The 25,250-nt window shown below is 67.8% G+C and carries 20 protein-coding genes; 14 read left to right on the top strand and 6 right to left on the bottom strand.

What is annotated here, in order from left to right; translation table 11 throughout:
• The first annotated feature begins 2 nt into the window (after positions 1-2).
• The 4 genes from fdh3B to VGN82_RS20035 all read left to right on the top strand — a co-directional run bounded on the left by fdh3B (position 3) and on the right by VGN82_RS20035 (position 3,574).
• Entirely contained in the window at positions 3-599 is a 597-nt protein-coding gene (fdh3B, locus tag VGN82_RS20050) for a formate dehydrogenase FDH3 subunit beta (protein ID WP_327528805.1), read from the top strand.
• A gap of 68 nt (positions 600-667) precedes the next feature.
• The gene (locus tag VGN82_RS20045; protein ID WP_327528804.1) at positions 668-1,678 is read left to right on the top strand and encodes a formate dehydrogenase subunit gamma; all 1,011 of its coding nucleotides are present in this window, start codon (positions 668-670) and stop codon (positions 1,676-1,678) included.
• 101 nt (positions 1,679-1,779) lie between these two features.
• Positions 1,780-2,310, top strand: coding sequence for a molybdopterin-guanine dinucleotide biosynthesis protein B (gene mobB / locus VGN82_RS20040; protein ID WP_327528803.1), 531 nt, complete (start codon positions 1,780-1,782; stop codon positions 2,308-2,310).
• Between the two features lie 7 nt (positions 2,311-2,317).
• Positions 2,318-3,574: a molybdopterin molybdotransferase MoeA gene (locus VGN82_RS20035; RefSeq protein ID WP_327528802.1), complete on the top strand. Its 1,257-nt coding sequence runs from the start codon at positions 2,318-2,320 to the stop codon at positions 3,572-3,574.
• Positions 3,575-3,590: 16 nt separating this feature from the next.
• On the opposite strand, the gene VGN82_RS20030 is transcribed toward VGN82_RS20035, so the two are convergent.
• From VGN82_RS20030 to VGN82_RS20020, 3 genes are all read right to left on the bottom strand, one after another.
• Entirely contained in the window at positions 3,591-4,364 is a 774-nt protein-coding gene (locus VGN82_RS20030; protein WP_327528801.1) for a TIGR02186 family protein, read from the bottom strand.
• Positions 4,361-5,290 (bottom strand): sulfite exporter TauE/SafE family protein, encoded by a 930-nt coding sequence (locus VGN82_RS20025; protein ID WP_327528800.1) that lies wholly within the window; start codon positions 5,288-5,290, stop codon positions 4,361-4,363. Before VGN82_RS20025 ends, VGN82_RS20030 begins: the two co-directional genes overlap by 4 nt.
• Positions 5,291-5,497: 207 nt before the next feature.
• Entirely contained in the window at positions 5,498-8,890 is a 3,393-nt protein-coding gene (locus VGN82_RS20020) for an SEL1-like repeat protein (RefSeq protein ID WP_327528799.1), read from the bottom strand.
• A 74-nt stretch (positions 8,891-8,964) separates the two neighbouring features.
• Here VGN82_RS20020 and VGN82_RS20015 point away from each other — a divergent pair, with 74 nt between their 5' ends.
• The 6 genes from VGN82_RS20015 (at position 8,965) to VGN82_RS19990 (ending at position 16,612) form a co-directional block, all read left to right on the top strand.
• The gene (locus VGN82_RS20015) at positions 8,965-9,711 is read left to right on the top strand and encodes a MerR family transcriptional regulator (protein WP_327528798.1); all 747 of its coding nucleotides are present in this window, start codon (positions 8,965-8,967) and stop codon (positions 9,709-9,711) included.
• A gap of 253 nt (positions 9,712-9,964) precedes the next feature.
• Positions 9,965-11,761, top strand: coding sequence for an acyl-CoA dehydrogenase C-terminal domain-containing protein (locus VGN82_RS20010; RefSeq protein WP_327528797.1), 1,797 nt, complete (start codon positions 9,965-9,967; stop codon positions 11,759-11,761).
• 147 nt (positions 11,762-11,908) lie between these two features.
• Positions 11,909-13,117: an acetyl-CoA C-acetyltransferase gene (locus VGN82_RS20005; RefSeq protein WP_327528796.1), complete on the top strand. Its 1,209-nt coding sequence runs from the start codon at positions 11,909-11,911 to the stop codon at positions 13,115-13,117.
• Between the two features lie 11 nt (positions 13,118-13,128).
• Positions 13,129-15,327 (top strand): 3-hydroxyacyl-CoA dehydrogenase NAD-binding domain-containing protein, encoded by a 2,199-nt coding sequence (locus VGN82_RS20000; RefSeq protein ID WP_327528795.1) that lies wholly within the window; start codon positions 13,129-13,131, stop codon positions 15,325-15,327.
• The gene (locus tag VGN82_RS19995) at positions 15,324-16,118 is read left to right on the top strand and encodes a class I SAM-dependent methyltransferase (protein WP_327528794.1); all 795 of its coding nucleotides are present in this window, start codon (positions 15,324-15,326) and stop codon (positions 16,116-16,118) included. Before VGN82_RS20000 ends, VGN82_RS19995 begins: the two co-directional genes overlap by 4 nt.
• A complete protein-coding gene (locus tag VGN82_RS19990; RefSeq protein ID WP_327528793.1) occupies positions 16,118-16,612 on the top strand; it encodes a peptide deformylase in 495 nt (164 codons plus the stop codon). The genes VGN82_RS19995 and VGN82_RS19990 overlap by 1 nt, the downstream gene beginning before the upstream one ends.
• 7 nt (positions 16,613-16,619) lie before the next feature.
• Here the strand turns inward: VGN82_RS19990 and VGN82_RS19985 are convergent, their stop codons facing one another.
• Positions 16,620-17,822: an ABC transporter substrate-binding protein gene (locus tag VGN82_RS19985; RefSeq protein ID WP_327528792.1), complete on the bottom strand. Its 1,203-nt coding sequence runs from the start codon at positions 17,820-17,822 to the stop codon at positions 16,620-16,622.
• Positions 17,823-18,067: 245 nt separating this feature from the next.
• Complete coding sequence (gene aptA / locus VGN82_RS19980; protein WP_327528791.1) at positions 18,068-19,408, bottom strand: omega-aminotransferase AptA; 1,341 nt, start codon at positions 19,406-19,408, stop codon at positions 18,068-18,070.
• Positions 19,409-19,656: 248 nt separating this feature from the next.
• Here aptA and VGN82_RS19975 point away from each other — a divergent pair, with 248 nt between their 5' ends.
• From VGN82_RS19975 to VGN82_RS19965, 3 genes are all read left to right on the top strand, one after another.
• Positions 19,657-21,375 (top strand): hypothetical protein, encoded by a 1,719-nt coding sequence (locus VGN82_RS19975; protein ID WP_327528790.1) that lies wholly within the window; start codon positions 19,657-19,659, stop codon positions 21,373-21,375.
• Between the two features lie 161 nt (positions 21,376-21,536).
• Complete coding sequence (locus tag VGN82_RS19970) at positions 21,537-23,018, top strand: EAL domain-containing protein (protein ID WP_327528789.1); 1,482 nt, start codon at positions 21,537-21,539, stop codon at positions 23,016-23,018.
• Positions 23,019-23,153: 135 nt separating this feature from the next.
• The gene (locus tag VGN82_RS19965; RefSeq protein ID WP_327528788.1) at positions 23,154-24,023 is read left to right on the top strand and encodes a TIGR01459 family HAD-type hydrolase; all 870 of its coding nucleotides are present in this window, start codon (positions 23,154-23,156) and stop codon (positions 24,021-24,023) included.
• 30 nt (positions 24,024-24,053) lie between these two features.
• Here the strand turns inward: VGN82_RS19965 and VGN82_RS19960 are convergent, their stop codons facing one another.
• Positions 24,054-24,440, bottom strand: coding sequence for a response regulator (locus tag VGN82_RS19960; protein WP_327528787.1), 387 nt, complete (start codon positions 24,438-24,440; stop codon positions 24,054-24,056).
• A gap of 265 nt (positions 24,441-24,705) precedes the next feature.
• Between VGN82_RS19960 and VGN82_RS19955 the strand changes: the two genes are divergently transcribed.
• Complete coding sequence (locus VGN82_RS19955) at positions 24,706-25,173, top strand: MaoC family dehydratase (RefSeq protein WP_327528786.1); 468 nt, start codon at positions 24,706-24,708, stop codon at positions 25,171-25,173.
• Positions 25,174-25,250 lie beyond the last annotated feature (77 nt).

The raw sequence follows: 25,250 nt of genomic DNA, 5'->3' as shown, positions 1-25,250 counted from the left end.
CCATGGCCCGGATGAAATTCCTCTGCGACGCCGACCGCTGCATCGAGTGCAACGCCTGCGTCACCGCCTGCAAGAACGAGAACGAGGTGCCCTGGGGCATCAACCGCCGCCGCGTCGTCACCATCAATGACGGCAAGCCCGGCGAGCGCTCGATCTCGATGGCCTGCATGCACTGCACGGATGCGCCCTGCATGGCCGTCTGCCCGGTGGATTGCTTCTACAATACCGCCGACGGCGTGGTCCTGCACAACAAGGATCTCTGCATCGGCTGCGGCTACTGCTTCTACGCCTGTCCCTTCGGCGCCCCGCAGTATCCGAAGATCGGCAACTTCGGCACGCGCGGCAAGATGGACAAGTGCACCTTCTGCGCGGGCGGCCCGGAGGCCGATCTCTCGCCAGCCGAGTTCCAGAAATACGGCTCGAACCGGCTCGCCGAAGGCAAGCTGCCGCTTTGCGCCGAGATGTGCTCGACGAAGTCCCTGCTCGCCGGCGACGGCGAGATCATCGCCCAGATCTACAAGGAGCGGGTGGTGAAGCGCGGCTATGGCTCGGGCGCCTGGGGCTGGCAGACTGCCTACAAGGAAACGATCGCCATCTGACGCGGGTAGACCCGTGCTTTGAAACGAAACGGCTCCTCGGCATGAGGGCTCGCAAAAGGATTTTCGCAATGCGTTTCGGCGCTGTCCTTCGCCTCCTCGCGGTAGCCCTGCTGCTGACCGTCGCCACGGCGGCAGCGGTTCCGGCACAGGCTCAGCAGGTCAATCCAACCGCGCAATCGGTCAGGGAACAGCAGTTCCTCGAGGCGCTGAAGGGCAATCCCCAGGCGGAGTTGCAGGGCCGCATCACCATTCCGGACCAGAGGGCGGCGACGTTGGAGCGGCCTGCGGGCCGTGACTGGCGCGCCTTCCACCAGGGCACGATGCTGCGCATCGCGACCATCGTCGTGCTCGGCATGCTCGCGCTCCTGGTGGCATTCTATCTGATCCGCGGTCGCGTCCGGATGGAAACCGCCCCGGCGGGGCAGACAATCACGCGCTTCAACGGCTTCGAGCGCTTCATGCACTGGCTGACCGCGGCCTGCTTCGTGCTGCTCGCCTTCTCGGGGTTGAACGTCACCTTCGGCAAGCACGTGCTGCTGCCGCTGATCGGACCGAACGCCTTCACCAACCTCTCGGTCGCGGCAAAATGGGCGCATAACTTCCTGGCCTGGCCCTTCATGCTCGGCATCGCGCTGATGTTCGTCGTCTGGATCAAGGACAACATCCCCAGCATGGTCGATGTCCGCTGGTTCCTCGCCGGTGGCGGCATCGTCGGCAACGGCCATCCTCCGGCCCGGCGCTTCAATGGTGGCCAGAAGGCCCTGTTCTGGGCCGTGGTGCTCGGCGGCGCCGCGCTCTCGGTCTCCGGCTTCTACCTGATCTTCCCGGCGCTCGCCGGCGGTGTCCTGAACCTGCAGTTCTGGAACGTCGTCCACGGCATCGTCTCGGTGCTGCTGATCGCGGCCATCCTCGGCCACATCTATATCGGCACCATCGGTATGGAGGGGGCCTTCGATGCGATGGGCTCCGGCGAGGTCGACCTCAACTGGGCCAAGGCGCATCATTCGCTCTGGGTCGAGGAGGAGGTGCGCAAGGGCCATGTCGCCCCCGGCAGGCCGGCGTTGCAGCCGGCCGAGTGACGGCGCTGCATCCGGGTCGGCTTGCTTGACCCGGCCCCCCGAACTGGCCGATGACAGCCGGGCGCTCAGGCGCCCGGTTTTGTTTATGACGAAGGCAGCCTATGCGCGTGATCGGACTGGCGGGATGGAGCGGCGCGGGCAAGACCACGATGCTGACCCGCCTCATTCCCGAGTTGGCGGGCCGCGGCGTCTCGGTCTCCACGATCAAGCACGCCCACCACGCCTTCGACCTCGATACGCCCGGCAAGGATTCCCACGCTCATCGTGAAGCAGGCGCGCGCGAGGTGCTGATCTCCTCCGAACGCCGCTGGGCGCTGATGCGCGAGCTGCGCAGCGAGCCTGAAGCGACCCTGCCAGAACTGCTCGCCCGTCTTTCTCCCGTCGATCTCGTCATCGTCGAGGGTTTCAAGCGCGAGCCGCACGTCAAGATCGAGATCCATCGCGCCGGCAATGGCAAGCCGCCGCTGCATCCCGGCGATGCGTCGATCGTCGCCGTCGCCAGCGACATCGCCTTCCCCAATGCCGGCCGTCCGGTGATCGACATCAACGACGTCGCGGCCGTTGCCGATATCATTCTCGCCGAAGCCCAGCCGCTGGCGACGATGCTGGCGCGGACCGGCTCGCAGGAGTGAACGGACGATGGCGCAACTGAGCCGTGACAGCGAGGCGTTCGGCGGCGCCCTGATGACGCTGGAGGCGGCGGGCGAGCGCGTCGCGGCGCTGGTCGGGCCGGTGGTCGGCATCGAGGTGGTGACGCTGGCGCAGGCCGATGGCCGCGTGCTGGCACAGGATGTCACGGCGCCGATCGACTTGCCGCCCTTCGCCAATTCCGCGGTCGACGGCTACGCGGTGCGCTTCGCCGATCTTGCGGCCGGCGGCGAAACCCGTCTGCCTGTCGCCGGCCGCGTTGCGGCGGGAGCGGATGCGGCCGGCGTGACGACGCGAGGCGTCGCTGTCCGTGTCTTCACCGGCGCGCCGATGCCGCCCGACGCCGATACGGTCTTCATGCAGGAGGACGTCGCTCTGGAGGGGGGGCTCGCGATCCTGCCCCAGGGCCTCGCGCGAGGCGCGAACGCCCGCCCCGCAGGAGAGGACATTTCGCGCGGTGCGGTTGCGGCCAGGGCCGGCCAGCGCTTGCGCCCGCAGGATCTCGCCTTGCTCTCGGCGCTTGGCCTGACCGAGGTCACGGTGCGGCGCCGGCCACGGATTGCGGTGTTCTCGACCGGCGACGAACTCACCGAGCCAGGCCGGGCGCTGGAGCCGGCCGCGATCTACGACGCCAATCGCGCCTTGCTGCGCGCCATGGTCGCGCGGGCCGGAGCGGAGGTGATCGACCTGGGCATCCTGCGCGACGAGCGCGACAGCCTGGCGCGGCGCCTGGCCGAGGCGGCCGGTAGCTGTGACCTCGTCCTCACATCGGGCGGGGTCTCGACCGGCGAGGAGGACCACGTCAAGGCCGCCATCGAGCAGGCTGGGGAACTCGCCTTCTGGCGCATCGGTATCAAGCCGGGCCGGCCCGTGGCGCTGGGCCGCGTCGGCGCGACGCCATTCATTGGCCTGCCCGGCAACCCGGTCGCGGTGTTCGTGACCTTCGCCTTCGTCGCGCGTGCGATGATCGCGCGGCTCGCCGGCACGGAGCAGGCGCGGCCCGTCGCCCTGCCGGTGCGACTGGGCTTCGCCTATCGCAAGAAGGAGGGGCGGCGCGAATATGTCCGCGTCTCGCTGGAGCCTTCCGCCGACGGCGTCATGATCGCGCGCAAGCATCCGCAGGACGGCGCGGGCGTGCTGACGTCGCTGACCCGCACCGACGGCCTCGTCGAGCTGGCCGAGGATCTCACGGTGCTCGCGGAGGGCACCGTCGTGCCGTTCCTGGCATATGGGCTTCTGGTCGGCTGAAGCAGCAAGCTCCCGCTCAGTCACGCCGGAACACGACGCTGGCGAGCCAGCCGAGCAGCAGCGCCAGAGACACCGTGATCAGTCCATAGAGCAGAGGCAGTTCATGGGCGCCGGAAGCGAGGCGCTGCTCCATGCCGGTCTTAACCACCTCGAAATTGGTGGTCTGGCGGGCGAGCGGCACGCCGCCGGCATACAGCACGATGTCGATCTCGTAGGACCCGGTCGGCGCCGTGGCGGGCACGTCGATCGGAGCGCTGAACAGCGTGTTGGAGAGGAAGGTGACGCCGCGCTCTTCGGACGAATAGAGCCCCTTGTCGGAGAGGATGCGGATCAACCCCTCCTGGAACCGCGCCGTCGTCACGTCGAGGTCGAGCGCGGCATCCTTGCGCTGCTGGGCGTTCTCCAGTCCGATGCGCTCGCGTCGCGCAGCCTCCGGGCTGATGATCTCGTTGAGCGGCCGGTTGCTCGCCACGGTCAGGAAGGTCGACGAATCGGGAAAACGCCGCTGGGTGCGGTTGATCCAGATCGGCCCCAGCCTTTCCTTCTCGCGCACCAGCAGCATGCGTCTCGGCCCGCGCACGGTGACGACGATGTCGTAGGGGTCGCCGCGGGCAACCGTCCGCCCGTCGCGCTCGACCACGCCGAAGACCGTGAGCTGGCTGCCGGTGTAGTTCGAGGAGATCTGGATCTGATGGCTCGACATCGCCGCGATAAGCGACTCGGCCCTGACGGGGCCCGCCGCGCAGGCCATCAGCCCCAGCATCATGACGAGCCGCGCGAACCGGTTCATCGCGTGCCCTCCGTCACCACGACGGAGAACGGCTCCGTGGGCGGAATGAACAGCTCGATCGCGAAGCGCATGCCGACCGAGAGGATCAGCAGTGCCAGCAGCAGGCGGAAGGATTCGACGTTGAGGTTGCGCGCCGCACGCCCGCCGAACTGCGCGCCGATGACGCCGCCGAGCAGCAGCAGGACGGCCAGGACGAGATCGACCGATTGGTTGGTCAGCGCATGCAGGATGGTGGCGCCCGTCATCGTCATCAGGATCTGGAACAGCGAGGTTCCGACGACGACGGCCGTGGGGATCCGGAAAAAATAGATCAGGGCGGGCACCAGGATGAAGCCGCCGCCAACGCCGAGCACCGCGCCGATGAAGCCGATCACGATCGCCAGCAGGGCGATCGGGATGACGCTGCAATAGAGCTGCGAGTGCGGGAACCGCATCCGCCAGGGCAACCCCATCCACCAGGGATGCGTGCCGGCCCGGCGCTTCAACCGCGCCGGCTTGCCGGCGCGGACGCGCATCAGGGCCCGCAGGGCATCGTAGAGCATCAGTCCGCCGATGATCGTGAAGAGGGTCACATAGGACAGGGTGATGACCAGCTCGAGCTGGCCGAGACGGCGCATCGAGTTGAAGAACAGCACGCCCAGCAACGTGCCGAGAATGCCACCCGCGACCAGGATGCCGCCGAGCTTGAAGTCGAGCGCCCGCCGTCGCCAGTAGGTCAGCACGCCGGTGGTCGAGGACCCTGCGACCTGCGCGGCGACGGTGGCGACCGCCACCGCCGGCGGGATGTCGAGGAAGATCAGGAGGGGCGTCAGCAGGAAGCCGCCGCCGACGCCGAACAGGCCCGAGATGAAGCCGACCGCGCCGCTGAGCCCCAGCACCGTGAGGATGCTGATCGGCAATTCGGCGATCGGGAGATAGATCTGCACCTCAACTCCTCACGCGCCGCAGCGCCGAACGACGGGCCGACGCCGGCTCGTCCGACTATGCATCGATCCGGTTAAGGCAAGATGCTGGCGGAAAGGCCAGCGCGAGCTGGCGGACGAGCTGGCCGGCGACCGGCCGGCTGCCTGTCGTGATGGCGTGCCAACGCGTCGAAACCATGACGGAGTGGGCTGTCGCGAGGCTTGCCGACGTCAGCTCCGCGCCGGCTTGATCGGCTTTTTCACCGCAGCGGCGGTCGGGGTCTCGTCCCAGCCCTTGGCCGGCGGCGTGACCTCGTTGGCGGCCGCGTCGAGGGGCTTCGGCTTCCAGCTGGCCGCCTCCGCCTTGGCGGCGGCGAGATCGGTGGCGCCGAGCCGCTGGGCGACCTCGTCGCGCTTGCGGCTGGCGTCATCGTCGCCCTGGCTCGCGGCAACGGAGAACCAGAGATAGGACTGGCCGAGGTCGGTCGGTGCGCCGAGCCCGCGTCCGAGCAGGACGGCGAGGTTGTACTGGCTGTCGCGCACGCCGAATTCGGCAGCGCGGCGGAACCATTCGGTCGCCGTCGCATAGTCGGGCTTGCCGGAGACTCCCTCGGCGTGGAGCACGGCGAGGTTGTGCATCGCCTTGGCGTTGCCGCGCTCGGCGGCGCGCATGTACCAGACCTGCGCGAGCTGGAGGTCACGGGCGGTCCCGATGCCCTTCTCGAACATGTTGCCGAGGCGGAACTGCGCGGGAGCGAGGCCCGCGACTGCGGCCCGCTCGAACAGGCGCAATGCCAGTTTGGGGTCGCGCGTGGCGGCCGGGCCATCGGCGGCGCGGCTCGCCAGTTCGTAGACGGCGCGTGCATTGCCGTCGAGCGCGGCCTTGCGCAGGCCGGGGCTGCCGAAGCCGGCCGGAAGCTCGCCGAGCCCTGTCACGGCCTGGACGGGTTCGCTGACCTCGGACGCCGCGGCCGGGGCCGATGGCGCGACCGGCTGGGTAGTCGAGCCGGTGACGTCCGCGGCCGGCGGCGCGGCAGCAGCAAGAGCTGCCGGCGCAGGGGTGGCAGGCGCGGGCTGCAGCGCCGAAGTCTGGTCCTTGGCAGGCGCCGCGGCGGGAGCTTCTTCCTTCGGAACGATCGGGCTCTGCACGGTGTCGCCGGTGGCGGCCGTACGCGGCCCCTTCAGCGCACCGGTGACGAGATGGGCGGTACCCAGGGCGAGGACGAGCGCCGCTAGACCGAGCAGGAGCGGGCGCTTGCGCTTCTCCATGATCTCCTTGAGCCGGCCTCCGGTCTTGGCGACTTCCGGGGCCGCTGCGGGAGCAGCCGAAGCCGCTTCCGTCGCGGCCTTCGCCGAGCGACGGGCGGCCGCGATCAGGTTCTGGCGGATCGACTGCGCGTCATGGCCGCCGGCAAGCGTGGCATCGGCACGGGGGCGGCCGGAGCCTGGCTCGAGCGGCAGGTCGAGCGCAGCGTTGATCTGTGTCGCGGCGGTATTGGCGGCGGGCGCTGCGAGTGCGGGCGCCTCGGCCTTGGCGGGGGCGACCGGTTCGGGCGGCGCGATCCGGTCCTCCATCGCCAGGCTCATGGCGGCGGTCATCGCCGGCGGCCTGGCGGCTGCGCGTTCGGCTGCTGCGATGCGCGGTGGCATCGGCGTACGCGCCGGCGCGGCGGCGGCCGAGGCTGCAGCCTGCCGGTCGGCGACCAGTTCGGCCTCCAGGCTGGAGAGCCGCGAGATGATGGTCTCGAGCGTCTGGTGGACCGCGCCGATCGCGTCCTGAGTCTCGCGCCCGGTCGAGGCCTGGCTCTCATGCAGACCCGAAACGAGCGTGCTCAGCTCGGCGAGGCCGCTTTGCGGCTGTGCGGCCTTGCCGAGATGGTCGGACATCGCGGCCCGCGCCGCGCGCTCGGCTGCCTCGGTGGTCTCCTCGCGCATCGAGCGCAGATGGACCACGAGATCCTGCAGCGTCCGCTCCATGCCAGTCTCGGCGGAGCGTGTCGCAGCGGCGGCGTCGAGCCTCTGGGCGAGGCCCGAGATCTGCTGTTCGAGGGCATCGAACGCGCCTGCTTCAGCGCCGGGGCGGCCGGCCTCGTCGATCTTGTCGGCAAGGTTGCGGAGCATCTGCTCGACGGGGCCGAGATCGACCTGCGCGACCGGCATCGCTTGCCCCTCGCTGACGAGATGCGCGAGGTTGGTCGAGGCCGCGAGGTTCTCGATGCGCCCGGCGAGCGCGTCGATCTGGCGTGTTACGGCGGTGGGCCCCTTCTCGGCGAGAGCCTCGATGCGCTCCTGCAGAGCGTCGATCCGATCTTCAATCTGGCTGCTCGGACGAGTGTCGATCTTGCCGGCCAGTTTCTCGATCTGCAGCGAAAGCGAGGCAAGCGGTTCGAGGTCGTGAACCCGCGCCTGGCCGCGTTCGGCCAGGATCGCGTCGCGGATCTCGTCGATCGCCAGGGTCAGTCCGCGTAACTCGCGGCTGTCCTGCTGGCCGTCGCGGATGCGATTGACGTCGAAGGAGAGCGCCGAGACCTGCTCGGACAGCTCCGCGAGCCTCCCATCGCTGCCATTGGAGGACAGCAGGTCGCGCAGCTCCGCGATGTCGCGCTGCACAGGGGCGAGCATCGTGCGGTCGCCGCCACGGGCCGTCAGCGCATCGACCTTGGCGGCCAGATGCGCGATCTCGAGCTCGATGCGCTGATAGCTCTCGCCCGAGCGGTCCTGGGCGAGGCGCGACACTTCCGATTCGATGCGTGCCAGCGGCTTCAGGATCGGATCGACCCGGTCGCGCTTGTCGAGCCGGTCGAGGCGCCCGCCGAGTTCGGCGAGCATGGCTTCGATCTTGCCGAGCTGGGGATCGGGCTCCAAACGCGGCGGCGGCAGCGGGGCTGCGGGGCGGGCGGCCACGGGCGTGATGCGGGCGCTGAGCTCGCGCAGATCGTCCCGCAGGGCCGAGATGCGGCTTTCCGCCATGGCCGGCCGGCGCGCAACGGCGGGCGCGGCCTCCTCCTCGTCGAGCATGCGCTGGCGGCTGCGGATGTCGGTCACGGCGGCGGCAAGGCCGTCGCGGCTGAAAGCGAGGCGCGGCGCCTGCTCGGCGCGGGCTGGAGCCTGCTTCGCCTCCTGCGACCGGCGTTCGATATCGGCGATGCGTTCGCCCATCGTCTTGATCGCCTCCGCGATCACGCTGGTCGCACGGTCCTGGCGTTCGGCGGCGGCGCGTTCGCCGGAGCTCATCCGGTTCTCGGTGTTCTCGATCCAGCGTGCGATCGAATCGAGCGCGCCGACTGTCTTGGCGCTCGATTCGCGCGTCAGCCTCTCGAGGCTGGCGGCCTGGGTGAGAACGGCGTCGATTTCGCTGCGCGACGGCGAAGCGGCGCTCTGCTGCACGCTGACGGGCTGTTGCGGAGCGGTATCCATCTGGCCTTGCGAGAGCCGGGCCAGGCGCTCGGAGAGAGCTGCGATGTCGAGTTGTTCGGGCGGCGCGGGGTCGGCGGGCGCTTCCTCGCCCAGCTTGTGGTCGAGCCATTCGCCGAGCGTCATGCCGGCGCGCCGTGCGGCGGCCTTGGCCGCATCACGGGTGCGGGGATCGACGCCCTTCACGCTCCAGGGCAAGCTATTGGCCATGTGACGCTCGCCTACGGGGCTTTTCCTTGGAACCGGAAGACGCAGGCCCCTGAACGCCGCTGTCTTCCTGCGGGTTGGCGACACCTGAAGATAACGTTGCCGTAGCGACGACGCCGATCCGCGAAACCGACCTTTTGGCCAGCGTGGTAAACAGCCGGTTAAAATTCCGGCCCCATCGGTTAATTTTCTGCGAACGCGCGAGGCCGCCGCTCTCGGTCGCTAGCCGGTTAACCGTAACTTACCTCACGGAAGCACGATATTACCTGACGCAACGACAGGCTCTCGCCTATCTCGGCGCCATGCCTAAGCCGCCGCCATCGATGCCGGTGTGCCCGCTCCCATCATCAAGGATTGATAACCGAATGTCGCGCCAAAGCTCCGCTCTGGCGGCCGCTCCGAATCTTGACGGCCGCGCTTCTCCCTCCGCAGCATCCGAGCCGGAAACGGCCGGTGGCTTCACCATCAGCGATCTCGCCCGTGACTTCGGCGTGACGCTGCGCACGTTGCGCTTCTATGAATCGCGTGGCCTGATCTCGCCCGCACGTTCCGGCATGACCAGGATCTATTCGGGCCGCGATCGTGCCCGCCTCGCGCTGATCCTGAAGGGCAAGCAGCTCGGTTTTACGCTCGTGGAAATCCGCGCCATGCTCGCCAATGAGGAGAAGAAGGGTCTCGAGGCTGGCTCAACTTCGGTCGGCGGTCTTCAGCTCAGCCGTGAGCAGGTTGCAGAGCAGCTCGAGCTGCTGCGGGCCCAGCGCGCCGAGATCGACGGCGCCATCGCCGAGCTCGAGGCCTCGGCGGCGCGCTTCGCCAAGGCTTGAGGCGAGACACGCCGAACCCGGACGCGCCGAGCGTCTCGGGCAATCAGCCTCATAGCTGTGAGATTTTGCGCCCCGGCCGTTTGGCCGGGGCGTTTTGCGTTTCTCGGCCGGCGGCGGCACGATGCGGCGGCGCCACCGCGTGAAATTCCACTGGCGCGCCTTTGCCAATCGCGCGAAGATGGTTTATATGTAAACTATCAAGTGCCGCTGAAGCGTGAATAGGCGGCCCCGCGACGACATGAGGAGGAACGTCATGCCGATCTACAAGGCCCCGGTCGAGGACACGCTCTTCCTGCTGAACGACGTCTTCAACATCGAGCGCCACAACAACCTGCCGGGCTTCGCCGATGCGACGCCGGATGTGGTCGAGGCGGTGCTCGGCGAGGGCGCCAAGGTTTGTGAGGAAATCCTCCAGCCGCTCAACATGTCCGGCGATCGTGAGGGCTGCACACGTGGCGCGGACGGCAGCGTCTCGACGCCGAAAGGCTTCAAGGAAGCCTATGAAGCCTATGCCGGTGCTGGCTGGATCGGGCTGGCGATGGACCCCGAATATGGCGGGCAGGGCCTGCCCTACACGCTCGGCGCCGTGATGAACGAGTTCGCCTCCTCGGCGAACATGGCCTTCGCGATGTATCCCGGCCTGACCATGGGGGCGATCGCGGCGCTCAACGTCCATGGCTCGGACGAGCAGAAGCGCACCTATCTGCCGAAGATGATCGAGGGCGCCTGGTCGGGCACGATGAACCTGACCGAGCCGCATTGCGGCACCGATCTCGGCCTGATCAAGACCAAGGCCGTCCCCAATGGCGACGGCTCCTACGCCGTCACCGGCACCAAGATCTTCATCTCGGCCGGCGAGCAGGACATCACCGAGAACATCATCCATCTCGTGCTCGCTCGCATCGAGGGCGCGCCCGCCGGCGTCAAGGGCATCTCGCTCTTCGTCGTGCCGCGCAACGTGATCGGCGCGGACGGCTCGGTCGGGGCGAACAATCACGTCTCCTGCGGCTCGATCGAGCACAAGATGGGCATCCATGCCAATTCGACCTGCGTCATGAACTATGACGGGGCGCAAGGCTGGCTCATCGGCGCGGAGAACAAGGGCCTCAACGCCATGTTCGTGATGATGAACGAGGCGCGTCTGGGCGTCGCGATCCAGGGGCTGGCGCAGTCCGAGGTCGCCTACCAGAACGCGGTGACCTACGCGAAGGACCGCCTCCAGGGGCGCTCGCTCACCGGGCCGAAGAGCCCAGACAAGGCGGCAGACCCGATCATCGTCCATCCCGATGTGCGCCGCACCCTGATGTCGATCAAGGCCTTCAACGAGGCCGCCCGCGCCTTCGTGCTTTGGAACGCGATCCAGTCCGATGTCGCCCATCGCTCCGGCGATGCGGCCGACCGCCAGGCCGCCGACGACCAGCTCGGTCTGATGACACCCGTGCTGAAGGGCGTGCTCACCGATGTCGGCTTCGACAATGCGGTGAAGGCCCAGCAGATGTTCGGCGGCCACGGCTACATCGCCGAGCACGGCATGGAGCAGTTCGTGCGCGATGCCCGCATCGCCATGATCTATGAGGGCGCCAACGGCGTGCAGGCGATGGATCTCGTCGGGCGCAAGCTCGGCCGCGACGGCGGGCGCGCGATCATGGCCTTCTTCAACGAGGTTGGCGGCTTCCTCAAGGAGAACGCCGAGGACGAGGCGCTGAAGCCCTTGCTGACGCCGCTGATGGCCTCGCTCGGCCATCTCCAGCAGGCGACGATGTGGTTCATGAACAACGCGCTGGCCAAGCCCGATAATGCCGGCGCTGGCGCCACCGACTACATGCACCTGCTCGGGCTCGTCTCGCTCGGCTATATGTGGGCGAGGATCGCCAGGGTCGCGCAGGACAAGCTCAAGGCCGGCGCCAATGGCGCCACCGAGCGGATGAACGGCAAGCTCGTCACGGCCCGCTTCTTCATGGAGCGTTCGCTGCCAGAGACCGCCGTGCATCTGGCACGGATCACGGCGGGAGCCGACAGCACCATGGCGCTTGACGCCGATCAGTTCTGACGCGCCGTCGCGGCGCGTGATGCCCGGGCTTGCCCCGGGCGTCTCTTGAAGGATCGTCCTCGCCACGAGATGGTCGGGTCAAGCCCGACCATGACGGCGGGGGGACACAACGAGCCGCCCGTGAGCGGCCAGCCCGGGAGGCCCTCGATGGCAGACGCATTCATCTACGACCATGTCCGCACGCCGCGCGGCAAGGGCAAGGCCGACGGCTCGCTGCACGAGGTCACGGCGATCGAGCTCGGCACCACGACATTGCGTGCGATCCGCGAGCGCAACGACCTCGATGTCGGGCTGGTCGAGGATGTCGTCCTCGGTTGCGTCGATCCGGTCGGCGAGGCCGGTGCCGACATCGCCCGCACCGTCGCGCTCAAGGCCGGCTACGGCAAGGAGGTGCCGGGCATCCAGATCAACCGCTTCTGCGCCTCGGGGCTCGACGCGGTGAACCTCGCCGCTGCGCAGGTCATGTCCGGCCAGAAGGAGCTGGCGATCGGCGGCGGCGTCGAGAGCATGAGCCGCGTCGGCATGGGCGCCTCGGGCTTCGCCATCGCGGTCGACCCTTCGGTCGCGATCGACACCTATTTCATGCCGCAGGGCGTCTCCGCCGACCTGATCGCGACGAAATACGGCTTCTCGCGCGATGATGTCGATGCCTATGCCGTGCGTTCGCACAAGCGCGCCCATGCCGCCTGGGAGGCGGGCCGCTTCAAGAATTCGGTGGTCCCGGTCACCGACGTCAACGGCCTGACCATCCTTGCCCGTGACGAGACGATCCGCCCTGGCACCGACATGCAGGCGCTCGCCGCGCTGAAGGCCTCCTTCGTCCAGATGGGCGAGATGGGCGGTTTCGACGCGGTCGCGACCGCTGCCCATCCCGATGTTGAATACGTCAACCACGTGCACCATGCCGGCAATTCCTCGGGCATCGTCGATGGCGCCGCCGCCGTGCTGGTCGGCTCGAAGAAAGGCGGCAAGGCAGCCGGCCTCAAGCCTCGCGCTCGCATCAAGGCCTTCGCCACGATCGGCTCCGACCTCGCGCTGATGCTGACCGGCCCGGTCGACGTGACCGAGCGCGTGCTGAAGAAGGCCGGCATGACGACGAAGGACATCGACCTGTTCGAGCTGAACGAGGCCTTCTCCTCGGTCGTGCTGCGTTACCAGCAGGCCTTCGACATCGACGACGAGGTGCTGAACGTGAATGGCGGCGCCATTGCGATGGGCCACCCGCTCGGCGCGACGGGGGCGATGATCCTCGGCACCGTCCTCGACGAGCTTGAGCGCACGGACAAGAACACCGCGCTGGTCACCCTTTGCGTCGCCGCCGGCATGGGCGTCGCCACCATCATCGAACGGGTTTGAGGAGAGCCGTCATGAACCTCGTCAATTTCCGCTTCGACGTCGACGCAGACGGCATCGCCACCGCGACCTGGGACATGCCCGGCCGCTCGATGAACGTCATCACCCCCGAACTGATGGCCGAGATCGAGCAGATCATCGACAAGGTCGCTTCCGATGAGGCGATCAAGGGCTGCGTCGTCACCTCCGGCAAGGAGGCCTTCTCCGGCGGCGCCGACCTCACCATGCTCCAGGGCCTGCGCGATCTCTATATCCGCCTCGCCAAGGAGAAGGGCGAGCAGGCCGCGATGCAGAGCTTCTTCGACGAGAGCCGCAAGCTCTCGCTGCTCTATCGCAAGCTCGAAACCTGCGGGAAGCCCTTTGCCGCCGCGATCCATGGCGTTTGCCTGGGCGGCGCCTTCGAGCTGGCGCTGGCCTGCCAGTATCGCGTCGTTTCGGACGATGCCTCGACCCGCGTCGGCCTGCCAGAGATCAAGGTCGGGCTGTTCCCCGGCGCCGGCGGCACGCAGCGCGTCGCCCGCCTCATGCAGACCGGCGACGCTCTCCAGATGATGTTCAAGGGCGAGCAGGTGAAGGCGCTGCCGGCGCGGAACACCGGCCTCGTCCACGCCGTCGTGCCGCGTGACCAGCTCGTCGCGAACGCCAAGGAGTGGCTCAAGGCCAATCCGCAGGCCAAGGCGCCCTGGGACGATCCGAAATTCAAGCTCCCCTCCAACAAGGTCTATTCGCCGGCCGGCATGCAGATCTGGCCGCCCGCCAACGCGATCTATCGCCGCGAGACCAACGACAATTATCCGGCTGCCCGCGCGATCCTGTCCGCGGTCTATGAGGGGCTCCAGCTTCCGATCGATCTCGGCCTGCGCGTCGAGAGCCGCTACTTCGCCAAGATCCTGCGGACGAAGGAGGCGGCTTCGATGATCCGCTCGCTCTTCGTCTCGATGCAGGAGCTCAACAAGGGCGCACGCCGCCCTGCCGATGTCCCACCGAGCAAGCTCAGGAAGGTTGGCGTCGTAGGCGCCGGCTTCATGGGCGCCGGCATCGCCTATGTCACGGCGCTGGCGGGCATCGAGGTTGTCCTTGTCGACAGGGATCAAGAGGCCGCAGACAAGGGCAAGGCCTATTCTCACAAGTTGGTTTCCGACCAGATCATGAAGGGCCGCGCCAAGACCGCCGACCGCGACGCGCTGCTCGGCCGCGTCACGGCAACGGCCGACTACGCCGCGCTGAAGGGCTGCGATCTCGTCATCGAGGCGGTGTTCGAGGATCCGAAGGTCAAGGCCGAAGTCATCGCCAAGGTCGAGGCCGTCGTCGGGCCGAAGACCATCTTCGGATCCAACACCTCGACGCTGCCGATCACCGGCCTCGCCACGGCGAGCCAGCGGCCGCAGAACTTCATCGGCATCCACTTCTTCTCGCCGGTCGAGAAGATGCTGCTGGTCGAGGTGATCATGGCCAGGAAGACCGGCAAGAAGGCGCTCGCCATGGCGCTCGACTTCGTCCGCGCCATCAAGAAGACGCCGATCGTGGTCAACGACACGCGCGGCTTCTACGCCAATCGCTGCGTCGGCAACTACATCCGCGAAGGCCACCTGATGCTGATGGAGGGCGTGCCGCCGGCGATGATCGAGGCGGCGGGCAAGCAGGCCGGCATGCCGGTCGGCCCGCTCTCGCTCAACGACGAGGTTGCGGTCGACCTCGCCTTCAAGGTGCTCAAGGCGACGAAGTCGCAACTCGGCGAGGGAGCCGTTGATCCGGCGCAGGAGAAGCTGCTCTCCGACATGGTCGAGAAGCACGGCCGCCTCGGCCGCAAGAACAAGAAGGGCTTCTACGACTATCCGGAAGCCGGCCCCAAGCGCCTCTGGCCGGGGCTTGCCGATCTCGTCGGCAAGCAGCTCGCGCCGGAGCAGGTCGACATGGATGAGCTCAAGCACCGCCTTCTGGTCACGCAGGCGCTCGAAGCCGCGCGGACCTATGAAGAGGGCGTCGTCACCGACCCGCGTGAGGCCGATGTCGGCTCGATCATCGGTTTCGGCTTCGCACCGTATAGCGGCGGCACACTGAGCTTCATCGACAATATGGGCGCCGCCGCCTTCGTGAAGCTCTGCGAGGCGCTGGCGAAGAAGCATGGCGAGCGCTTCAAGCCCAACCGCCAGCTCAAGCGCATGGCGAAGACGGGGGAGAGCTACTACGGTGCGCAGAAGGCGGCGGCGTGACCCTGCCGGGTGCGCCCGAGCACGGTGAGCGCTTCTCCGCCGGGGCAGCACGCTATGCCGAGGCCCGGCCTGACTATCCGGCCGGGCTGATCGGCGATCTCGTGCGCACCATCCTCGCCGGGCCGCCGGGTCTCGTCATCGACGTCGGCAGCGGCACCGGCATTTTCACCCGCCAGTTGCGGGCCGCGCTGCCGGCCGACGTCGACCTCGTCGGCATCGAGCCCTCGGCCGCGATGCGCGCGCAGGCGACGGCCCGCCCGACGCAACCTTCCATCGCCTTCAAGGCTGGCGCCGCCGAGGCGCTGCCGGTCGAGGACCGCGCCGCCCGCGCGGTCACAGCCGCAACGGCGGCACACTGGTTCGAGCGGACGCGCTTCTATGCCGAAGCGGCCCGCGTGCTCGCCGGCGACGGTCTGCTCGCCATCGTCGAGTACATAAGAGACGAAACCGCTCCGGCTCCGGCTGTCGCCACGGCTTTTCTCGGCCGCCACGGCAGCCCGCGGGGCAACTCACGGCCGAATTATCAGGCGGAACTGTCCTGTCTGTCGGCTTTCGCGAACGTTAGCGAGGCGAGCGAACGCGTGGTGCTCAGCCTCGAGCCATCGGCTTTCACCGAGCTCGTGCTGTCGTCTTCCTACGCCCGGGGAGCTCTCGATACACTTGGCGAGGACGAGGCGCGCAGGATCCTGCTCGCTGAGGCGAGGGATCTGATCGGCCGCGACGGCCTCGTGCCTTACCCTTACGTCTTTCGCTGCTTCACGGCGCGGCGTCGTGACTGGGGCGACATTTGATGTCCATCCGTCCGATCCTGCGCTTTCCCGATCCTTGCCTGAAGCTGCCGGCCGCGCCGGTGGTGGATTTCGACGAGAGTGTGCGCGAGCTCGCGACAGACCTGCTCGATACGATGCGGGCGGCGCCTGGTGTCGGCATCACCGCACCGCATGTCGGGGTGATGAAGCGCCTCGTCGTGCTCGAGCTGACGCCGGGCGAGGTGCGGACCTATGTCAATCCCGTACTGCTCTGGTCGTCGCCGGAGACGCAGCGCGCGACCGAGGGCAGCGTCTCGATGCCGGGGGTGACCGAGGAGATCGAGCGCGCCGCCCGCGTCCGCATCGGCTACCGCGACCTTGACGGCAACGAGCGGGTCGAGGAGGCGGATGGCTTCCGCGCCGTCTGCCACCAGCACGAGATCGACCAGCTCGACGGCATCTTCTGGATCGAGCGCCTGTCGCGCCTCAAGCGCGACAGGGTGAAGGCGCGCTACGACAAGCTGCGGCGCGCCTGAACCGGCGTCACTTCACCAGCGGGCAGCCGCCGTCCGCCAACGGCCGGAAGGCCTGGTCGCCGGGGATGGTGCGGATCAACTTGAGATAGTCCCAGGGGTATTTCGACTCGGAGGGCTTCTTCACCTCCAGCACGTAGAGATCGTGCACCATGCGGCCGTCCTCGCGGATCTTGCCGTTCTTGGCGAAGAAGTCGTTGACCGGCGTCGCCTTCATCTGCGCCGCCACCTTCTCGGTCTCGGCGGTGCCGGCGGCCTTCACGGCGTTGAGGTAGTGCAGGATCGAGGAATAGGTGCCGGCCTGGCCCATGGTCGGCATCGCCTTGTGCCGTTCGTAGAAGCGCTTCGACCAGGCGCGGGTCTCCTCATTCAGGTCCCAGTAGAAGGCCTGGGTCAGGATCAGCCCCTGCGCGTCCTGTAGGCCGATGGCATGGATGTCGGTGATGTGGAGATACAAGCCCGCGAGCTTCACGCCGGTCTGCGGCAGGCCGAACTCCGTCGCCTGCTTGATGGTGGCGATCTGGTCGGCGCCGGAGGAGGCGATGCCGACCATCTTCGCGCCGGAGCTCTGCGCCTGCAGCAGATAGGACGAGAAGTCGCTCGTGCCCTGCGGGTGCTTGACGCCGCCGACGATCTTGCCGCCGGCCTTCGTCACGGCGTCCGAGGTATCGCGCTCCAGCGCATGGCCGAAGGCGTAGTCGGCGGTGATGAAGAACCACGGACCTTCCTTGGCGAGGGGCAGCCCGGTGCCGACCGCCAGCGCATAGGTGTCATAGGTCCAGTGGATGCCGGTCGGCGCGCAGAACTTGCCGGTGAAGTCCGATGATCCGCCGGTCGAGGCCAGCACAAGCTTGTTCTTGCGCCGGCCGATCTCCTGAATGCCGAGCAGCACCGAGGAGGTTGGGATGTCGGCGATGACATCGACGCCATCCTCATCGATCCAGCGATTGACCAGCGCCGAGCCGACATCCGGCTTATTCTGGTGATCGCCGGCAAGGATCTCGATCTTGCGGCCAAGCACTTCGCCGCCGAAATCCTCGACCGCCATCTGCGCGGCGATCACCGATCCGGGGCCTGCCATGTCGGCATAGATGCCGGCCATGTCGTTCAACACGCCGATGCGAAGCGGCTTCGATGACTGGGCGAGGGCAGGGCTGACAAGCGCGGGGGCGAGAAGTGCGGCGAGGCCGGCGGCAACGATACGAAGCGACATGATCATCCGAAGGGCTGCGGGGAAGCGCAGGCTCTACGGAAATGTCTCGGGGAAGGTCAAGGCTTCGTTCGGAATAAAGAACGTTGCTGGGAAAAATCACGCTGACTGAGAACGAATTATCTCCGGATGGCCGTATAATGAGAGAATTCATCCCTCGCGGGCTGTGCTCGGGCAGGCCGTCACTCCGAGGACGAGCCTTGGCTCGTTCCGGAATGACGGCGTGGTCCGTTCCGCCGAACGCAATCTCAGTTCGCCACGGCGCGGATCACCGCGCGCAGCTTGCCGATCAGCTCCTCGACCTGGCTCTCCGTGATGATCAGCGGCGGCGAGAAGGCGATCGTATCGGCGGCGGTGCGGATCATCAGGCCGTGCTCATGGAAGGCCCGTTCGATCGCATCAAAGCCGCGCTTTCCGGCACCCTCGGCGCGGGGCGCGAGATCGACCGCGCCGACGAGGCCGAGCGTGCGGATGTCGACGACGTTCGGCTCGCCCTTCAGGCTCATCACCGCGTCGGCCCAGGCGCCCTCCATGGCGCGGGCGCGCTCGAACAAACCTTCCTCGCGGTAGATGTCGAGCGTGGCGAGCGAGGCAGCCGCGGCCAGCGGGTGGCCCGAATAGGTGTAGCCGTGGAAGAGCTCGATCACATTGTCCGGCCCGCCCATGAAGGCGTCGTAGATGTGCTTGCGCACGATCACGCCGCCCATCGGTACGGTGCCCGAGGTCACGCCCTTGGCGAAGGTGATCATGTCGGGGATCACGCCGTAGCGCTCGGCGGCGAAGGCGAAGCCAAGGCGGCCGAAGCCGGTGATGACCTCGTCGAAGATCAGCAGGATGCCGTGCTTGTCGCAGATCTCGCGCAGGCGCTTGAGGTAGCCCTTCGGCGGCGGCAGGGCGCCGGTCGAGCCTGCCATCGGCTCGACGATCACGGCGGCGATGGTCGAGGCGTCGTGCAGGGCTACGACGCGCTCGAGATCGTCGGCGAAATGCGCGCCGTATTCCGGCTCGCCCTTGCTGAAGGCCTGCTTCTCGCGGTCATAGGTGTGGGCGATGTGGTCGACGCCGGTGAGCAGCGAGCCGAAGAACTTGCGGTTGTTCGACATGCCTCCGACGGAGATGCCGCCGAAGCCGACGCCGTGATAGCCGCGCTCGCGGCCGATCAGGCGGGTCTTCGCCGCCTTGCCGGAGACGTTCCAGTAGGCGAGCGCGATCTTGAGCGCCGAATCGGCCGCCTCCGAGCCCGAGCCGGCGAAAAAGACATGGTCGAGATCGCCCGGCGCCAGCGCCGCGATGCGGGCGGCGGCCGCGAAGACCTTGGGGTGGCCGTACTGGAAGGAGGGGGCGTAGTCGAGGTCGCGCGCCTGCGCCTGGATCGCCTGGATGATCGGCTCGCGCGAATGGCCCGCATTGCAGCACCAGAGGCCGGCGGTGCCGTCCATCACGGGCTTGTTGTCGGGCGTATAGTAGAACATCCCCTCGGCTCGGGCGACCATCCGCGGGTTCTTCTTGAACGAGCGGTTTGCCGTGAACGGCATCCAAAAGGCTTCGAGGTCGTTGGGGGTCGCGATCGGGGTTGTGGACAAGGGCATCGGGCCATCCTGAGATTAATCTTCCTTCAACCTAACAGCCCGACACGGGGTGTAAATCGTCGGCGCGACGCGGCATCCCTGCGCCCCACGGGAGAGCGGGTGGTTGATCGCACGGCAAGGTGACGTTGCGTCGCTTCTGGCGTAAATTGGGAAGGGGCGCAAAACTGAACCGGACCCCGATGGACGATCGTGAGCCAGCGTCGGAGCGGCCGGATGGCGAATTCCATGCGTTGATTCGCGCGAGCCTCGTGCGTGTTCTCGCGTCCGATGCCTTTCGTGCTGCGCCGCAGCTTTCCGCCTTTCTCGGCTTCATCGTCGAGCGCGCCGTCGAAGGACGCAGCGCGGAGCTGAAGGGCTATACGATTGCCGTCGAGGCCTTCGGCCGTTCCGCCGATTTCGATCCTCAGGCCGATCCGATCGTGCGCGTCGAGGCCGGCCGCCTGCGTCGGGCACTGGCACAATATTATGCCGGTGAGGGCGCAGCGGATCCCCTGCGGATCACCATGCCGGTCGGGGCCTATGTCCCGGCATTCGACCTTGTCGGGCCGCCGGATACCGAGGCGGCGGGGCTCGATCAGCCCGCGCAGGAGGAACCCGTCGGCGCTCCGCAGCCCGAGGCGAGCGATAGCCCGGACCCGGTGCCGGAGACGCCTCACGAGCGTCGGGCGGCCAGGCGTTGGCCCCTCGTCGCTGCCCTGGGCCTATGCGTCGCACTGCCGCTGGCAGCTTGGTATTTCGGCCTGCTCAGCCCGAGGCCGGAGCGCGCAGCCTCGACTGCGGCGCCCGCCGTCGCGCCGGCCCCGAGCCACGAGGCCACCGCGCGGACCCGGCCGCTCGAGGTGACGGTCGTGGCGATTGCGATTCCGGACCTGCCCAGTGACCCGCAACTCGCCGAGCCGGCGCGCCGGTTTGCCCGCATACTTGCCGACGCCATGTCCCGCTTCGACGATCTCGTCACGGTCAGGGCTCCGTCTCCCGGCCAGGCACCGCTGCCCGGGGCCGACTACATCTTCGAGATCAGTACCCAGACGATCGACGGGACGTTGGAGGGCTTCGCCCGCCTGCGCTCGGCACGCGATGGCCGCATCGTCTGGTCGGGGTCCTCGACACGGACCTTGAGCTCGGGCGATGGCGATCTGCCGGACGTCGCCCGGCGGCTGGCGACGCGTCTGGCCGAGCCCTTCGGCATCATCCACGCTGATATCCGCCAGAACGCGACTTCCGGGCCGATGCGCTGCATCTATCAGGCGATCGATGTCCGTCGCTCGCTCAAGCCCGAGGATCATCTTGCGGCCCGCAAATGCGTGCAGGAACTGGTCGATCAGGATGCGACTTTCTACCCCGGTTGGGTGCAGCTCTCCTTCCTCACTCTGGCCGAGTACACCTCCGGCCTCAATCCACAGCCGGGCTCGCCCCTCGAACGTGCGCTTTCGGCGGCTCTCACCGCCGTGCGGCTGTCGCCCTCCAGCGCGCGGGCCCAGCAGGCGATGATGGAGGTGTTGTTCGCGCGCGGGGCGTCGGAGGAGGCGATCAGGACAGGGCGCGAGGCACTGATCCGCAATCCCTATGATTCGGACATCATGGCCAGTCTCGGCGCGCGGTTCATTCAGTTGAATCGCCCCGCCGAGGGCATGCCGCTGCTCGAGCGGGCCATCGAACTGAGCGCCGGCCGTCCGCCTGCCTATGATTTCTTCGCCCTGCTCGGCGCCCATCTGCTCGGCGCCCGGCAGATCTCGCGCGGCCATGCCGAGTTTCTGGCGGCCGATTCGAATCCCTATGCCATGCTCGGTCGGGCCCTCCAGGCGGCGCAGCTCGGCAAGGAAGCCGACAAGGCCGAGGCGATCGCCGCCCTGCGCCGGAGTTCGCGGCTCTTCGAGACCGAGCCGCAGGTCTGGCTAATGCGCCGCGGTTTCGGTCCCGAGGTCACCGAACGCATCCTGTCCGATCTCGCCATCGTGCAGCCCTGACCGGGAAAGCCCCTGGCCGCAGTCGTCTATCACCGGTTTCGGCACTTCGCCGCGTGGTGAATGGGGCAAATGCTCGCTTGCCGTCGGGCGTGAGGTTAATCTTTGTCGCAGTGGTGTGATTCGCCGTCCTTTTCCGATCAACCCCTTGCGCGATCGCTGCCTTGGCCCGTCTCCGACCGAATGCCCTGCATCCTCTCGCCAGCGCCGTCACCGGGCTGTCGGCGGGCGCGGTCCTGTTGCTTTTGCTGCCGACCCCGCTGGGCACCGCGCTGGGCTTGCTGCTGGCGGGGGCGGGCTCGATCGGCTCCTTCTGGCTGTTCGAGAAGCGTGGCCTGGCTCAGCGCGAGCAGGTTCTGGCCGCGATAGGCGAGGTCAAGGTCCGGCTCGCGACCAGCTCGATCCGGCTCGATGCCCTGTCGGCCCGCGTCGAGCAGATGCCGATGCGCGAGGCCGATGCGGTGCCCGCACGCGCCGCCATCAATGAATTGACCGCCGAGGTCGGGCTGCTGGGAGACCTGATACATCAGGTCGCAACGACGCTGGCGGACCATGACGCGGCGCTAGCCGCGGTCCAGTCGAAGTCCGTCCAGCCGCAGCGCGTCGAGGCGCCCGTCGTGGTCGTCGATCCCGAAGCGGCCCGGCAGGAACGTCTGCAGGCGATGGCGGCCGAGCGGGCCGAGGCCGCGCGACAGGCCAAGGAGCGGGCGGAGGCGGAGCGTGCCGCCGTTATCAGCGCCGCTCTCTCCGAGGGCAAGGTCGAGGTTCACCTGCAGCCGATCGTGCAATTACCGCAGCGTCGTACCCGGGGTTACGAGGCACTGGTGCGCCTGCGGCTCGACGAGAATACACTCCTGCTGCCGCATGAGTTCTTGTCCGTCATCGAGGAGCGCGGCTTCGGCCCAACGCTCGACGCGCTCGTCCTGACCCGCGCGCTCGCCATCGCCCGCCATCTTGGCTCGAAGGAGGGCGAGCTTTTCGTCTCCTGCAATTTCGGCGCGGCGACCTGGGCGTCTTCCAAGGCGCTGGTGACCCTGTCGCGCATTCTCGACAAGTATCGCGAGCATACGGGCAACCTGATCATCGAGATGCCGCAGAGCGTCTTCCGCGGCCTCGATCCCACGAGCCTGGGACTGCTTGGGGCGATGTCGGCCAATGGTGTGCGCTTCGCGCTCGATCAGCTCGTCGATCTCCGGCTCGATCCGGTCTCGCTGTTCGATCGCGGCATCCGCTTCGTCAAGGCGCCGGCGGCGCTGCTGATGGAACATGCCGAGGGCGGCGCCGCGACGGACATTGCGGCCGGCGACCTCTCGACCTTGCTCGCGCGGGCCTCGATCGTCCTGGTCGCGGACGAGGTCGCGGACAATCCGACAGTCGCCGACATGATCGACCTCGGCGTCATGATGGCGCAGGGGCTCGTCTTCTCGCCGCCGCGGCCGGTCAAGCCCGACGTCTTCGCCGAACCCGCCCCGATTGCGCCCGAACCGGCCCCGCAGCCGGCCGCGCAACGTCCGCCGGCCGAGGTCGTCGGTCATCCCGCCGCCGCGCCCGCCCCGAGGCAGGACGCGGAGCAGGGCTCGCCGGCGCGTGAGGCGCCCCCGGAGCGGCAGTCGTTCCGCTCGGTCCTGCGCCGCGCCAGCGCCTGAGCGGCTATCGTCGAAGGAGCCGAAGGCTTCGCGCGATCTCCGCTGCCCGGGCAGGGCGCCGGCGCATCGCTGCGGATGCGGGATCGGCCCTGATGCTGTAGAGCGAAAGCTCGCAGCCAGAGGAAGTGATCCGCCGTGCCGTCTCTGAACATCGCCGCAACCCGTCCACTGTCGGGCTTTTCCGAGATCGCGGACCGTTTCGATCTGTGCCTCTGCGATGTCTGGGGCGTCGTCCACAACGGCGTCGCCGCCTTCGAGGACGCGGTTGCGGCGCTGGTCGCGATGCGCGAGCGGGGCATCAACGTCGTCCTCGTCACCAATGCGCCGCGGCCGAACGCCGAGATCGCGCGCCAGCTCGCCGGCTTCAATGTGCCCCAGGCGGCCTGGGACGCGATCGTGACATCCGGTGACGTCTGCCGCGCGCTGATCCAGGCTCGCGCCGGCCAGCCGGTCTTCCGGCTCGGCCCCGATCGCGACCTGCCGCTGATCGCGGGGCTCGATGCGCCGGAGGTCGGGCCGGATGAGGCGAGGTATGTGCTCTGCACCGGCCTCTTCGACGATACGACGGAGACCGCCGAGAGCTACGCTGGCCTGCTTGCCGGCTTCGCTGCGCGCCGCCTCGAGATGATCTGCGCCAATCCCGATCTGGTCGTCGAGCGCGGCGGCCAGATCGTACCCTGCGCCGGCTCTGTGGCGCTGGCCTATGAGGAACGCGGCGGCAAGGTGGTCTATGCCGGCAAGCCGCACCGGCCGATCTACGACACCGCGCTCGCTCTCGCACAGGAGAAGCGCGGCGCTCCGATCGCGCGCGATCGGATCTGCGCCATCGGCGATGCGATCCGCACCGACATCGCCGGCGCCGACACCTTCGGCGCGACGGGGATCATGGTGCTGGCGGGCATTCACGCCCAGGACCTGATGGAAGCTTCATGGGACCAGCGCCATGGCTGGTTCGAGCGGCAGAGCCATCGCCCGGCCTATGCGCTGCCGCATCTCGTCTGGTGACACGTCTGTCGACGAGAAGCAGGCTCTTCTTCAGGCGGCGCAGACGACGGATTCGATCTTGGAGCGCAGCGTCTGCGCGTTGAACGGCTTGACGATGTAGTTGTTCACGCCGGCCTTCTTGGCGGCGATGACGTTCTCGGTTTTGGACTCGGCGGTGACCATGATGAAGGGCGTCGCCGACAGCGCGTCTTCCTCGCGCACGCGCTGCAGCAGCTCGAAGCCGGTCATCGGCTCCATGTTCCAGTCGGAGATGACCAGCCCGTACTGCTTGTCGCGCATCTTGGCGATGGCAGCCTGGCCGTCGGAGGCATCGTCGACATTCTCGAAGCCGAGCTGCTTCAGGAGGTTACGGATGATCCGGACCATCGTCTGGTAATCATCGACCACCAGAATGGGCATGGAAGGGTCGAGAGCCATTGCGGTGCTCCAAGCAAACAGTGACGGCGCGGGGCGATACCCACGCCGCGCTGCCTCGATCAAGGCGGCTACAGGTCGAAGGTCATACCGGCTCCGGCTTTCAAAGCTGTTAATCCGATCTCGGACTGACGCAGGGTAATTCGACTTCTTGCGAGGCCACCAAAGTCCAATGGCCGGCCCGCGCCGGCTGTGAGAGGTTCGCCGTGAGACAGCGATCCCGGCAGCGGACCCCGCGCCGCGCCGGCGACGAAAGCCGGTCACACCGATGAACAGCGCACTTTACACCGTCCACGCCTTCGAGGACCTGACCGTCGGACAGAGCGAAAGCCTGATGCGGACGGTGATGGAGCGCGACATTTCGCTGTTCGCCGACCTGTCGGGCGACGCCAATCCGATTCATCTCTGCGACCGCTTCGCCGCCAGCACCAAGTTCGGCCAGCGCATCGCCCATGGCATGCTGACTGCGAGCCTGGTCTCCGCCCTGCTCGGCACGCGGCTGCCGGGGCCGGGCGCAGTCTATCTGTCGCAGACCCTGACCTTCCTCGCTCCGGTGAAGATCGGCGATGTCGTCACCGCCCGGGTCGAGGTCGTGGAGCTTGTGGCCGAACGCCGCCGCGCACGGCTCTTCTGCGAATGCCTGGTGGACGGCAAGGCCGTTCTGGAGGGAGAGGCCTGGGTGGCCCTGCCGCCGTCCCGGCCCAAGGACGGCAAGGTCGCTGGCGCGGGGGATTGAGCTTGCCGGCTTGACGCCTCGCCGCGTCTGCCCAATGACGGGCCTGCCCGGCCAGCGCCTCGGGCGCCCGGATAGTC

Origin of the sequence: Allobosea sp., assembly GCF_035999205.1 — a bacterium.
Taxonomy (GTDB): domain Bacteria; phylum Pseudomonadota; class Alphaproteobacteria; order Rhizobiales; family Beijerinckiaceae; genus Allobosea.
The sequence above is the reverse complement of the archived record's forward strand: the minus strand, read 5'-3'. Positions and strand labels throughout refer to the sequence as shown.

Excerpts from the sequence above, each read along its gene's own strand:
- fdh3B (WP_327528805.1), top strand. The coding sequence starts at position 3 with ATGGCCCGGATGAAATTCCTCTGCGACGCCGACCGCTGCATCGAGTGC.
- VGN82_RS20045 (WP_327528804.1), top strand. The coding sequence starts at position 668 with ATGCGTTTCGGCGCTGTCCTTCGCCTCCTCGCGGTAGCCCTGCTGCTG.
- mobB (WP_327528803.1), top strand. The coding sequence starts at position 1,780 with ATGCGCGTGATCGGACTGGCGGGATGGAGCGGCGCGGGCAAGACCACG.
- VGN82_RS20035 (WP_327528802.1), top strand. The coding sequence starts at position 2,318 with ATGGCGCAACTGAGCCGTGACAGCGAGGCGTTCGGCGGCGCCCTGATG.
- VGN82_RS20030 (WP_327528801.1), bottom strand. The coding sequence starts at position 4,364 with ATGAACCGGTTCGCGCGGCTCGTCATGATGCTGGGGCTGATGGCCTGC.
- VGN82_RS20020 (WP_327528799.1), bottom strand. The coding sequence starts at position 8,890 with ATGGCCAATAGCTTGCCCTGGAGCGTGAAGGGCGTCGATCCCCGCACC.
- VGN82_RS20010 (WP_327528797.1), top strand. The coding sequence starts at position 9,965 with ATGCCGATCTACAAGGCCCCGGTCGAGGACACGCTCTTCCTGCTGAAC.
- VGN82_RS20005 (WP_327528796.1), top strand. The coding sequence starts at position 11,909 with ATGGCAGACGCATTCATCTACGACCATGTCCGCACGCCGCGCGGCAAG.
- VGN82_RS20000 (WP_327528795.1), top strand. The coding sequence starts at position 13,129 with ATGAACCTCGTCAATTTCCGCTTCGACGTCGACGCAGACGGCATCGCC.
- VGN82_RS19990 (WP_327528793.1), top strand. The coding sequence starts at position 16,118 with ATGTCCATCCGTCCGATCCTGCGCTTTCCCGATCCTTGCCTGAAGCTG.
- VGN82_RS19985 (WP_327528792.1), bottom strand. The coding sequence starts at position 17,822 with ATGTCGCTTCGTATCGTTGCCGCCGGCCTCGCCGCACTTCTCGCCCCC.
- aptA (WP_327528791.1), bottom strand. The coding sequence starts at position 19,408 with ATGCCCTTGTCCACAACCCCGATCGCGACCCCCAACGACCTCGAAGCC.
- VGN82_RS19960 (WP_327528787.1), bottom strand. The coding sequence starts at position 24,440 with ATGGCTCTCGACCCTTCCATGCCCATTCTGGTGGTCGATGATTACCAG.
- VGN82_RS19955 (WP_327528786.1), top strand. The coding sequence starts at position 24,706 with ATGAACAGCGCACTTTACACCGTCCACGCCTTCGAGGACCTGACCGTC.